The sequence below is a fragment of the Flavobacterium sp. 245 genome (genome assembly GCF_004362055.1).
Classification (GTDB): domain Bacteria; phylum Bacteroidota; class Bacteroidia; order Flavobacteriales; family Flavobacteriaceae; genus Flavobacterium.
The window spans coordinates 312079-324312 of sequence record NZ_SNXB01000001.1 but is presented as its reverse complement, the minus strand read 5'-3'; the positions used below and the strand labels follow the sequence as shown (position 1 = coordinate 324312).

Sequence of the window (12234 nt, the reverse complement as noted above, 5' to 3'; positions counted from 1 at the left end):
TTGTAATTTGTGGTGTTGAACAAATATAAGCAAATATTGTATTTAGCCACGAATTGCACTAATTTCCACGAATTTTTATTTGTTTTATTTTTTGATCATAATTGAACGATTACCATTTGCCAATATATTTAGGCTCAATTATAAAAATCATTAATTTGTGAAAATTAGCGTAATTCGTGGCAAAATTTCTTTTCAAACTAAAAATAAATTAGCAGATATTCGTGTAATTCGTGGCAAACCTTTTTTTAAATTTGACAAAAAGAATTTTTAAATGAGCATCAACTTAAAAAACATAATTCCGGTTCTTAACGCTCAAAATGGTGCAACAGAAACGGATATTTTTGTAGATCATATTTCAATCGACAGCCGTTCACTGCAAAACGGTTCTAAAACGTTGTTTATTGCCTTGTCCGGCGTTAACAACGATGCTCATTTGTATATTCCAGAACTTATTGAAAAAGGTGTTCAAAATTTTGTTGTTCAGTATATTCCTGAAAATGTTAAGGACAAAGCTAATTTTTTGGTGGTCAAAAACACTTTAAATGCTTTACAGCAATTTGCTGCTTATTACCGCAATTTATTTGATTTTCCTGTTATTGGATTAACCGGAAGCAACGGAAAAACGATTGTAAAAGAGTGGCTTAATTTCTTGCTTAGCCCAGATTATAATATTATCAGAAGCCCAAAAAGCTACAACTCGCAAGTTGGTGTACCGCTTTCTGTAATTGCGATAAATGAAAAACACAATTTAGGTATTTTTGAAGCTGGTATTTCTACTGTAAATGAAATGGAAAAGCTTGAAAAAATCATCAAGCCAAATATTGGTGTTTTAACGAACATTGGCACTGCACATGATGAAGGATTTTTAAATTTAGTACAAAAGATAGATGAAAAACTGCTTTTGTTTAAAGAATGCCCCCTTATTATTTATCAAAAAAATGAAATTGTCGATTCCTGTATGTCGCAATTTACGGCTGAATATATGATGCATCCGAGAAAACTGTTTTCTTGGAGTTTTACAGATAAAAATGCGGATGTTTTTATTCTGAAAAAAGAAACTAAAAACGAAATTACCAATATTCAATACCAATATAAAAACGAAATTTTTGATTTAGAAATTCCATTTAGTGATTCGGCTTCGATAGAAAATACCATTTCCTGTTTATTGGTTTTGCTTTATTTTAAATACGATTCTAAAACCATTCAAAATCGTATGCAAATGTTGTATCCGGTACAGATGCGTTTGGAAGTTAAAAACGGAATTAATAATTGCAGTATTATTGACGACAGTTACAGCTCCGATTTTCAGTCGCTTAAAATTGCTTTGGATTTCTTAGAAAGCCAGCAAAAAAAGAACGCTACAAAAACAGTTATTCTGTCGGATATTTTTCAAAGCGGTTTTTCTAATGAAGAATTGTATTCTAAAGTTTCTCAGCTTATTTCTGATAATAAAATCAACCGTGTAATTGGCATTGGCCCAACAATTTCTTCTTTTGCATCTAAGTTCTCCAACTGCGTTGCATTTCAGGACACTGCTTCATTTATTGCAGCATTTGAAAGCCTGAATTTTAGTAATGAAACCATTTTAATTAAAGGTGCAAGATCTTTTCAATTTGAAGAAATTGTCTCAATGCTCGAAGAAAAAACACATGAAACGGTTCTCGAAATAAATCTGGATTCTATTAGTCATAACTTAAATTACTACAAAGCTAAACTGGCCGATGATGTCAAAATCATGGTAATGGTGAAAGCTTTTGGTTATGGAAATGGAGGTTTGGAAATCGCTAAACTATTGGAACATCATAAAACGGATTATTTAGGTGTGGCTTTCGCCGATGAAGGAATTTCACTGAAAAATGGTGGCATCAAATTGCCTATTATGGTTTTGAATCCAGAATCGACAAGTTTTCCATCAATCATACAATATAAACTGGAGCCCGAAATTTACAGTTTAAAAGGTTTAAATGCCTTTTTGAAAATTGCCAAAGAAAAGAATTTAAAAGATTTTCCAATTCATATTAAAGTGGATACGGGAATGCATCGTTTAGGTTTTGAAGAAAATACAATTGATGAGTTAATAGAGACTTTAAAAAACAATTCAAGCGTTCGCGTTCAAAGTATTTTATCACATTTGGCAACAAGCGATGATCCAAAACATTTTGGTTTTGTCGAAAAACAGATTCATTTATTTGAAAAATTGTCTTCAAAATTAATGACGGAATTAAATATAAATCCAATTCGTCACATTTTGAATACTTCGGGAATCAGCAATTTTCCTAATGCACAATACAATATGGTTCGTTTGGGAATTGGTCTGTACGGTGTTTCAAATGATCCGGCAGAACAAAAATATTTGGAGAATGTTGGAACCTTAAAATCGATTATTTCTCAGGTTCGTACCATTCCAAGTGGTGACAGCGTAGGTTACGGACGTCGTTTCATGGCTGAAAAAGAAACAAAAATTGCAACAATACCAATAGGTTATGCCGACGGAATCTCGAGATTATGGGGAAATGAAGTTGGTTTTGTTACAATCAAAAATCAAAAAGCCAAAATCGTAGGAAGTGTGTGTATGGATATGCTGATGGTTGATGTGAGTCATATTGATTGTAAAGAAGGGGATTCGGTTATTATTTTCGGCGAAAGCCCAACTGTTATTGAAATGGCTGAAGCGCTAAAAACAATTCCCTATGAAATTATGACGAGTATTTCGCAGCGCGTTAAACGGGTATTTTTTAGATAATTTTAAAAAATTTCAAGAAAATTACGTATTTTCGGTATTCACTTATTATAAATGTAAATAGATACGATATGGGATTTTTTTCAGAATTTAAGGCATTTGCAATAAAAGGCAACGTGGTTGATCTTGCTGTTGCAGTAATTATTGGAGCAGCATTTGGTAAAATTGTAAGTTCATTTATTGAAGATGTAATTACGCCACTTGTATTAAAACCGGCTTTAGAAGCTGCGCATTTAGAAAAAATTCAAGATCTTACAGCTTTTGGCGGTGTAAAATACGGTCTTTTTCTGTCGGCAGTAATTAACTTTATTATTGTCGCTTTTGTTTTATTCTTAGTTATTAAAGGAGTGAACAAACTTAAAAAAGAAGAAGCTCCTGCGCCACCAGCTGGGCCAACTCAAGAAGAATTGCTTACACAAATTAGAGATTTATTAAAAAATAAATAAAAATATAATACCGCTACACTAAGTCTAACTTAACCGCCTTCTAAAGAGGCGGTTTTTTTTACAAAATGTTTGTTTTATAACATTTTGTTATTTTTTGTGAAGTGCGTTGCGGAGACTTTTATTATACTTATTTTTGCAGTACAAATTTGATTATAGAATTATTTAAAGATATAAAAATGAGAATTGCAGTTGTAGGTGCTACCGGAATGGTTGGCGAAGTAATGCTTAAAGTTTTAGCAGAAAGAAATTTTCCTGTTACAGAATTAATTCCTGTTGCATCTGAAAGATCAGTAGGGAAAGAAATTGAATATAAAGGAACAAAATATAAAGTTGTTGGAATGCAGACTGCAGTTGATATGAAAGCTGATATTGCAGTTTTCTCTGCTGGAGGCGATACATCATTAGAGTGGGCTCCAAAATTTGCTGCTGCGGGAACAACAGTTATTGACAACTCATCTGCATGGAGAATGGATCCTACTAAAAAATTAGTTGTTCCAGAAATCAATGCTTCATCATTAACTAAAGAAGATAAAATTATTGCAAACCCAAACTGTTCTACTATTCAAATGGTATTGGCTTTGGCTCCTTTGCATAGAAAATACAATATCAAAAGAATTATTGTTTCGACTTACCAGTCAATCACTGGAACTGGCGTAAAAGCGGTTAGACAGTTGGAGAATGAGTACGCTGGAATTCAAGGTGATATGGCTTATAAATATCCAATCCACAGAAACGCAATCCCACATTGCGATAGTTTTGAAGATAATGGATACACTAAAGAGGAAATGAAATTAGTTCGTGAGACTCAAAAAATCCTTGGTGACAATACTATCAGAGTTACGGCTACTGCAGTTCGTGTTCCAGTTGTTGGAGGACATAGCGAAGCTGTAAATGTTGAGTTTACAAATGATTTTGAGGTGAATGAAGTTCGTGAAATTTTGCACAATACTGATGGAGTAGTGGTGCAGGATAATTTAGATACATTTACATATCCTATGCCATTATATGCAGAAGGTAAAAATGATGTTTTTGTTGGAAGAATTCGTCGTGACGAAAGCCAGCCAAACACATTAAACATGTGGATCGTTGCTGACAATTTAAGAAAAGGTGCAGCAACAAACACAATCCAAATAGCTGAGTATTTAATTCAGGCTGGATTGGTATAAATTTGAAAGATTAAATTAAATTGTTATAAAGAAAAAGCCGTAATTACAGCAATGTAATTACGGCTTTTTTGATTGAAACCCACAGTTTATTTATTTGAAATAAAAAAGGCGAGAATTTAGATTCTCGCCTTTCTTGATATTAATATTCTGGAGCCAGTTCTAGTTCCAGACCTTCTAAATCTGTAGTGATTGGTATCTGACATCCTAAACGGCTGTTCGATTTAACATAAAATGCTTCCGACAGCATGGCTTCTTCTTCGTCTCCCATTTCTGGTAATGCAACATCATTTAGAACATAACATTGGCAGGAAGCGCACATTGCCATTCCTCCGCAAGTTCCTTCAACAGGAAGTTCGTATGCTTTGCATAACTCCATTATGTTCATTGCCATATCAGTTGGAGCCTGTAATTCGTGTATAACTCCTTCTCGATCTTTAATCTTAATTAATACATCCATTTTTATTATTTGGAATTTTAAGGGTCAGGATTTTATAACGTGAAAAAATCCTATGTTCAATTTAACTTGGTTTTAGGCTAAATGCGTATTCTTTTTGTGTATTATCTTTAAGATGCATTTTTACACCCAGCATATTACCGCTTTTTTCTAGCAGTGTTACAACAGCAATTACAGAATAATAATCTCTATCGCCTTGAAAAACTAATGTTCCTTCATATGTTGAATTTACAACTCCTTGTTTATCTGTGGTTACAGAAAGCTTTCTCGGATGTGAAAATTCAGCTGTGCTGTACGTTGACTTGTTTGAAAATTTTGCTTTTCCTTCGGCAAAATCATATAAAAAATCGTAATTGCCAATTCTCAAAGTACCTTCTTCACTGTTTGCATTCGTATTGAATACAATTTGTCCGGAAAATTTAAAATCTGACCATTCTTCTGATTCACTTACCCAAGCCTTGTCCACAATTAGAGTTTGTGTTTGCTGCGCATAATTTACAGATACAAAAAACAACAATAAAAATAAAGTGTAATAGTGTTTCATAAATTTGAGATTTAGGGTTATTTTACAAATTTAAGTTAAATAAGTAAAAATGACGTCACTAAAACTCTTAAATCTTTGTATTGTTTTTTATTAAATCTGTAATATTTGATACTTTTTTGAATCTTTTTATTAAGAAATTCAATAAAAAGATTCAAAAGAAATATTATTCTTGTTAATAATCAAAAATCAGAAATGCTAGTAAAAAACGATTCACTACATGATATTTACCACAGTTTCAATTTGTGGCGCATACTTTTTAATAGTAGTTTCTACTCCTGCTTTTAAAGTCATTTGATTTACGCTGCAGCTAATGCATGCTCCCTCAAGACGAACTTTTACATGTTTGTCTTCGTCTATGGAAATTAGCGTAATATCGCCGCCGTCAGATTTTAAAAATGGCCTTATTTCGTCTAAAGCTAATAAAACGTTATTTGTTAATTCTTCTGTTGTCATAATTTTATCAATTAGAAAATGTGTCAATTAGAAAATTAGAAAATTCACTTTGAGCAAAATTATCTAATTATCTAATTTTCAAATTATCTCATTAGTTCTATCTCAATTATCTAATTTTTTTTCACTGCTGAACATCCTGCCATTGTAGTAATTTTAATGGCTTCTGTTGCTGGTAAATTTTCGTTTCTGTTTACTGTTTCCTGTACAACATTTCGAGTGATTTCTTCAAAAACAGTTTCAATTACTGAGGCTGTCTGCAAAGCTGCTGGACGACCGTAATCTCCTGCTTCACGAATAGACTGAACAATTGGAACTTCACCTAAAAATGGTACATCTAAATCTGCAGCAAGATTTTTTGCTCCTTCCTGACCAAAGATGTAATATTTGTTTTCTGGTAATTCTTCTGGTGTAAAGTAGGCCATATTTTCAATTATTCCTAAAACCGGAACATTGATATTGTCCTGCATGAACATGGCAACTCCTTTTTTGGCATCTGCAAGAGCAACAGCCTGAGGTGTGCTTACTACTACTGCTCCTGTAATTGGCAATGATTGCATGATCGAAAGGTGAATATCTCCCGTTCCTGGAGGTAAATCTAGCAACATGAAATCTAGTTCTCCCCAGTCTGCATCAAAAATCATTTGGTTTAATGCTTTTGCTGCCATTGGGCCTCTCCAGATTACAGCTTGGCTAGGTGCTGTAAAGAAACCGATAGAAAGTATTTTAATTTCATAACTTACAATTGGTTTCATTTTTGATTTTCCGTCAACGGTAACCGAAATTGGTTTTTCGTTTTCAACATCAAACATGATTGGCATTGAAGGGCCATAAATATCAGCATCTAAAATTCCGACAGAAAAACCCATTTTTGCTAGTGTTACGGCAAGATTTGCTGTAACTGTAGATTTACCAACTCCTCCTTTTCCAGAAGCAACGGCAATAATATTTTTGATGCCAGGAATTGCTTTTCCTTTTATTTCATTAGGATTTTCCTTGGCTTCAACTTTAATGTTTACTTTAACTTTTGCTTCAGGAGATATCAATTCGTGAATCGTTTTTTTGATATCATCTTCTGCTCTTTTTTTGATGTGCATTGCAGGTGTATGAAGTAATAAATCGACTACAACTTCATCGCCAAATGTAATAACATTAGCAACTGCACCGCTTTCAACCATATTTTTTCCTTCTCCAGCTATAGTGATAGTTTCTAAAGCTTTAAGAATTTCTTTTCTATCTAATTTCATTTTTAATGTAGGTGTTTTCTAATGATGAGACATGTTTAACTACTATGTTTATTTAAACTTGTTTCAGACTGCAAAGATAACAGATTAAGTTCGGATTCTTACTTTTTTTGAATCGTATTTATTGATATCGAAATTATTCAAAACGATAGCGTTGCATTTTTTTTGAAGTGATTTTAAAAAGTAAAGCAGGAAAAGGTAATTTTTAGACAAAAAAAATGAAAATTTAAGCTGAAAAAAGACAAAAAGAAACCCGCCAAGATTTTAATTTGGCGGGTTTCTAAAAAAATGGTCTACAAGTTATTCGTATTTTAAATATTTAAGAATATCAATTTTAGTTACTTGATATGCTTTTGCCAAGACAATCATCAAAGTTAATGCCAGTAATGAAATTAGTGATATCGAAAATGGCATAACAGAAATATTAATTCTGAAAGCAAAATCTTCAAGCCATTTTTGTAATAAAATATAAGCCGGTACAATTCCGACTGCAAATCCCATTAAACAGAAAATAATGTATTGTTTAGATAATTCTTTAAGCAAAACATCAGTTTCGGCACCTAGCGTTTTTCTGATGGCGATTTCTTTTAGTCTTCTTTCCATTGAAAATGACGCTAAAGCGAATAACCCAAAAATTGCAATAATAATTACGATGAGATTTAAAATAAAGAAAACATCTTTTTGTTTTACTTGTTCCTCGTAAGTTTTTGCAAAACCTTTATTTACAAATTCGTATTCAAATGGATAATCAGGATTCACGTTTTTCTCCCAATAAGTCTTTAATTTGGACAAAGTTTCGCTTAAATTTTCCGGAGAAACTTTAATAAAAAGATTGTCAAAATTATTCCATTTTAAAGTCTTAAGGTTAATGAAAACCATTGGAGGCACTTTATTTTGCAAACCTGTAATGTGAAAATCTTTTACAATACCCACGATTTTAAATTTCATGTTTCCTTTTTCATCTCCCCAACCAGATGTGATAATGGTATTGATTGGATTTTTAAGATGTAATGTTTTAGCCAGTGTTTCGTTAATTAACCAGTTGCTTATAGTGTCAGAAGCAAATTGAGGCGATAAATCGCGGCCCTTTACAATTTTAATTTTCATCATTTCAAGAAAACCAAAATCCATTTCGACATTTCGAGGCTGCACAAAAACGCCATTATGTGTAAATCCTGAGCTTGAATTGGTACTGTAACCAAAGGATCCGGCAAAAGTTGTCACGTCCTGTACGCCCTGAATCTTTTTGATTTCTTGTTTTGCTGTCTGATATTTATCTGTTTTAGTACGAAAATCAGGAAGATTGTATGGAATTCTAATAATCTGATTGCCACTAAAACCGAGGTCTTTATTCATCATGTAATCTACTTGCGAATTCACAATTAACGCTCCAATGATGAAAAATGCGGCGATTCCAAATTGAAAAATAAGCATTGAATTCCGAATCCAGATACCACTTTTACTTCTGGAAAAATTACCTTTTAAAACTTTCAAAGTTTCAAAATTTGAAATATAAATGGCTGGAAAAATACCTGCAAGAATGATTACTAATCCAAATATAAAAATGAGCTGCAGGTAAAATTCACCACCATTCATGGTTAAAGTTTTATTCAAAAAAGAATTATAGTAAGGCAATGCAAGTTCGACTATTGCCAATGCAAAAATGATCCCTAAAATTACAACTATAGCAGTTTCGAAGATAAATTGCGTAACAATCTGATTTTTTGAAGCCCCGACAATTTTACGTACTCCAACTTCTTTGGCTCGTTTTATGGCAGAAGCAGTGGCTAAATTGATGTAATTTACCAAAGATAGAGTCAAGATTAGAATGGATAAACCTGCCATAATATAAAGCAACTGCAGATTACCTTTACCTTCCGGTAAATTTCGGCCTCCCGAAGATTTTGTTCCATGTAAACGTGCCGTTTGCAGCTGATCTATAATTACGGTTGTTTCACCGTTTTCTTTTACATATTGTTCCGGAGTCAGGCCGCTTTCCTTTGCATCCTTCATAGTTCTGTTGACAAAATTTACATTTTGCATTTTCTTTAAAACGGCTGCAGGATTTGAACCTTTTTTAATTTTGATTATCATACCATAATTAAAATTTCCCCAGCTGTTTTCGTCTTGTTCACGTTTTACGCCTCCAAAAACGTAATTTGGCTCTATAGATGATGGTTTAATTAAATGATAGACAGACTTTACAATATAAAATTTACTATTGTAATTGATGGATTTACCAATTGGATCTTCATCTTTAAAAAGTAATCTTGCAGCTTCCTCCGATAAAGCAACACTATTTTTTTCTTTTAATATATTTGTTTTAGCTCCTTTAACTATAGGAAATGGGAAGGCATCAAAAAAACCATTGTCAGCAACAGTGATCTTTTTATCCATCAGTTTTTGATTCTTATATTTTATAGGTGCTTCATTGTACCAAATATTTAAGAAAGAAAGAGACTCAATTTCAGGAATTGTTGCTTTACAGGTTTCGCCAAACGGAATTGAATTGGTAGCCCATGTATCTCCGGTACCTCCAATTTTGTTCAAAACTTGATAAACATTTTCTTTTTCCGGATTCCATTGATCATAAGCGTGTTCATTGTTCCAATATAAAATCGCAAAAATCACTCCGGCAACCCCAATGCTTAATCCTAAAACATTCAAAAACGAAAACAGTTTGTTTTGCTTTAAATGATAAATAAATATTTTAAACCAGTTAGAAATCATGGTATTTGTGTTTTGTAGTTATTTAGGTTTTGCAACCCGATTAGTTTTTTAAATCAAAGCCCATATTTTGCAGACAAATTCTACCAGAATTACGATTGCTGCTACGATAAATTTTACCATCTTTTCTTTTATTTAGCGTCCATAAAAACATCTACATTTCTCTGGTTTAATTTTTCAGAGAATATCACACCGTCTTTCATATGAATGGTTCTTTGCGAGAACGAAGCATCATAATCAGAGTGGGTTACCATCAAAATTGTTGCGCCTTTTGCGTGTAAATCGGTTAAAAGTTCCATTACTTCGTTACCGTTTTTACTGTCTAAGTTTCCAGTTGGCTCATCGGCAAGAATGATTTTCGGATCATTCACTAAAGCTCTTGCAACTGCAACTCTTTGCTGCTGACCTCCAGAAAGCTGTTGTGGAAAATGTTTTAATCGGTGCGAAATATTTAATTTTTCGGCAATGGCTTCAATTTTTTGTTTTCTTTCAGATGCTTTTACATTGTTGTAAAGCAAAGGCAACTCGATATTGTCATATACAGAAAGTTCATCGATAAGATTGAAATTCTGAAAAATGAATCCGATATTTTCCTTACGAACCTGCGCTCTTCCTTTTTCTTTTAGACCAATCATTTCTTGATCTAGTAATTTATAGCTTCCACCACTGGCGCTGTCTAAAAGCCCGATGATATTTAATAAAGTCGATTTTCCACAACCTGAAGGTCCCATGATAGTTAAAAAATCCCCTTTTTTAATTTCTAAAGAAATACCGCTCAATGCTGATGTTTCTACTTCTTCTGTTCTAAAAACTTTGGTTAAATTTTGAATTGTTATCATAATGCTAAAGGTGTTAAATGTTATTATTCGTTTTTTGATTGATGATTTTGACTGATGATTGAAACTTATATTTTTTTGCCACGAATTGCACGAATTTCCGCGAATTATATTTTTAATTTTTTCGCGCTGAATAAAAATTTGTGAAAATTTGTGTAATTCGTGGCAAACTTTTTCTCGGTTTTTTGTGATTTCTCCTCTGTCGAAATGACAAGATTGCGTTTACTGCGTATTACTAATCGATAATTCCTCGATATCTTTATAATCTGAATACGATGAAGTAATCACAGATTCGCCTTCTTTTAGTCCTTCAAGAACTTCATAATAAGAAGGATTTTCTCTTCCTAATTTTATATTTCTTCGTTCTGCTTTGTTTCCTTTTACCACAAAAATCCATTTTCCTGCTGTTTCTTGATTAAAGCTTCCTTTTGGCAGAACCAATATTTTATTTCTCTCAGATAAAATCAGTTTTACGCCAAAACTAAGTCCATCTTGCAGTACAATATTTTCTTTAGATGTAAAAGCCAATTCTACTGTAAAATGGCCGCTTTTGACTTCCGGAATTACTTTGGTAACCACAACTTCAAGTGCTTTTCCTTTAAATTCTACTTGTCCTTTTAAACCTTCTCGGACTTTCTCCAAATAAAATTCATCTACATCGGCAGTAAGTTTGTAGCCTTTTTTCGAATCGATTTTCCCTATGCTTTCTCCCGCCTGGAATGTTTTTCCTAAAACAGGTTCAAATGATGTTAATCGACCAGATTCTGGAGCGGTAATTAGGAAGTTTTTCTTGTTGTTTCGTAAAATATCCAAACTTTTCTCCATGGTCTGAATCGAACGGTTGATTTGTGAAATTTGAATCTGGTTGGTTTGTTTTTCTTTCTGAATACTCTGCTGTATGGTTCTTTTTCGTTCTTCCTGAAAACGTAAACTTTCTTTAAAAGTATTCCAATCATTTTTCGAAATCACATCTTTATCATACAATTTCGAGTTCATGTCGTACAATCTTTTGGCATCGTTATAATCGTGTTCGATCAAAACTAAATCTTTGTTTAAATTCAATTCCTGATTTCTGATGTTCAGTTTTCCCGTATTCAAATTATTGATTTGCTCGATAATTGCTGTTTCCTGAGTTAGGTAATTCAGTTCTGTATTTGGGTTGTATAGTCTTGCCAGCGATTGACCTTTTGTAACCATTGCGCCATTTTCAACAAAAATCTCTTTTACAGATCCGCCTTCAGTAACGTTGACAAGCATTACGTTTAAAGGTTCAACTTTGGCCTGAAAAACCACAAAATCTTCAAAAAAAGCTTTTTCGGCTTTTTGGATCGAAAGTTCTTGCGCTTTTACATTTAAACTTCTTTTAGTGTTAAACGAAAAAAAGATAATTGTGGCCAAAACTAAAAAAACTCCAATTGCTATTGTGAGATATCTAAATTTTCTATTTTTACGAGGAATAACGGTGTCCATTTTTTAAATAATTTACTGATAGCCAATAGGTAAATACTGTGCCACAAAAATTATAATTTGTAAAGCATTGATTTTAAAGAAGCTTTTCAAAACAACCCAAAAGAAGAGTGTTCGATAATGAACAGTTGACCGTTCAAAATCGGACAAAAAAATACAG

The 12234-nt window shown here is 32.8% G+C and carries 10 protein-coding genes; 3 read left to right on the top strand and 7 right to left on the bottom strand.

Annotation, left to right across the window (positions count from 1 at the left end; genetic code table 11):
• Positions 1-271 precede the first annotated feature (271 nt).
• The 3 genes from EV145_RS01375 (at position 272) to EV145_RS01365 (ending at position 4352) form a co-directional block, all read left to right on the top strand.
• Positions 272-2743: a bifunctional UDP-N-acetylmuramoyl-tripeptide:D-alanyl-D-alanine ligase/alanine racemase gene (locus tag EV145_RS01375; RefSeq protein ID WP_133523449.1), complete on the top strand. Its 2472-nt coding sequence runs from the start codon at positions 272-274 to the stop codon at positions 2741-2743.
• Positions 2744-2811: 68 nt separating this feature from the next.
• Positions 2812-3186 carry a large conductance mechanosensitive channel protein MscL gene (gene mscL, locus EV145_RS01370; RefSeq protein WP_132990564.1) on the top strand — a complete coding sequence of 125 codons (375 nt, stop codon included), beginning with the start codon at positions 2812-2814 and terminating at the stop codon, positions 3184-3186.
• Between the two features lie 176 nt (positions 3187-3362).
• Positions 3363-4352, top strand: a complete 990-nt coding sequence (locus EV145_RS01365) for an aspartate-semialdehyde dehydrogenase (RefSeq protein ID WP_133523448.1) — start codon at positions 3363-3365, stop codon at positions 4350-4352.
• Positions 4353-4491: 139 nt separating this feature from the next.
• Here EV145_RS01365 and EV145_RS01360 read toward each other — a convergent pair whose 3' ends face one another.
• The 7 genes from EV145_RS01360 to EV145_RS01330 form a co-directional block, all read right to left on the bottom strand.
• Positions 4492-4809, bottom strand: coding sequence for a 2Fe-2S iron-sulfur cluster-binding protein (locus EV145_RS01360; protein WP_047777672.1), 318 nt, complete (start codon positions 4807-4809; stop codon positions 4492-4494).
• A gap of 61 nt (positions 4810-4870) precedes the next feature.
• Positions 4871-5350: a hypothetical protein gene (locus tag EV145_RS01355; protein ID WP_133523447.1), complete on the bottom strand. Its 480-nt coding sequence runs from the start codon at positions 5348-5350 to the stop codon at positions 4871-4873.
• Positions 5351-5563: 213 nt separating this feature from the next.
• Positions 5564-5803 (bottom strand): NifU family protein, encoded by a 240-nt coding sequence (locus tag EV145_RS01350; protein ID WP_026727037.1) that lies wholly within the window; start codon positions 5801-5803, stop codon positions 5564-5566.
• A gap of 110 nt (positions 5804-5913) precedes the next feature.
• A complete protein-coding gene (locus EV145_RS01345; protein ID WP_133523446.1) occupies positions 5914-7047 on the bottom strand; it encodes an Mrp/NBP35 family ATP-binding protein in 1134 nt (377 codons plus the stop codon).
• A gap of 297 nt (positions 7048-7344) precedes the next feature.
• The gene (locus EV145_RS01340; RefSeq protein ID WP_133523445.1) at positions 7345-9774 is read right to left on the bottom strand and encodes an ABC transporter permease; all 2430 of its coding nucleotides are present in this window, start codon (positions 9772-9774) and stop codon (positions 7345-7347) included.
• Between the two features lie 128 nt (positions 9775-9902).
• A complete protein-coding gene (locus EV145_RS01335; protein ID WP_133523444.1) occupies positions 9903-10610 on the bottom strand; it encodes an ABC transporter ATP-binding protein in 708 nt (235 codons plus the stop codon).
• A gap of 219 nt (positions 10611-10829) precedes the next feature.
• A complete protein-coding gene (locus EV145_RS01330; protein ID WP_133523443.1) occupies positions 10830-12077 on the bottom strand; it encodes an efflux RND transporter periplasmic adaptor subunit in 1248 nt (415 codons plus the stop codon).
• Positions 12078-12234: the final 157 nt, after the last annotated feature.

Excerpts from the sequence above, each read along its gene's own strand:
- EV145_RS01375 (WP_133523449.1), top strand. The coding sequence starts at position 272 with ATGAGCATCAACTTAAAAAACATAATTCCGGTTCTTAACGCTCAAAAT.
- EV145_RS01340 (WP_133523445.1), bottom strand. The coding sequence starts at position 9,774 with ATGATTTCTAACTGGTTTAAAATATTTATTTATCATTTAAAGCAAAAC.
- EV145_RS01345 (WP_133523446.1), bottom strand. The coding sequence starts at position 7,047 with ATGAAATTAGATAGAAAAGAAATTCTTAAAGCTTTAGAAACTATCACT.
- mscL (WP_132990564.1), top strand. The coding sequence starts at position 2,812 with ATGGGATTTTTTTCAGAATTTAAGGCATTTGCAATAAAAGGCAACGTG.
- EV145_RS01360 (WP_047777672.1), bottom strand. The coding sequence starts at position 4,809 with ATGGATGTATTAATTAAGATTAAAGATCGAGAAGGAGTTATACACGAA.
- EV145_RS01355 (WP_133523447.1), bottom strand. The coding sequence starts at position 5,350 with ATGAAACACTATTACACTTTATTTTTATTGTTGTTTTTTGTATCTGTA.
- EV145_RS01365 (WP_133523448.1), top strand. The coding sequence starts at position 3,363 with ATGAGAATTGCAGTTGTAGGTGCTACCGGAATGGTTGGCGAAGTAATG.
- EV145_RS01335 (WP_133523444.1), bottom strand. The coding sequence starts at position 10,610 with ATGATAACAATTCAAAATTTAACCAAAGTTTTTAGAACAGAAGAAGTA.
- EV145_RS01350 (WP_026727037.1), bottom strand. The coding sequence starts at position 5,803 with ATGACAACAGAAGAATTAACAAATAACGTTTTATTAGCTTTAGACGAA.
- EV145_RS01330 (WP_133523443.1), bottom strand. The coding sequence starts at position 12,077 with ATGGACACCGTTATTCCTCGTAAAAATAGAAAATTTAGATATCTCACA.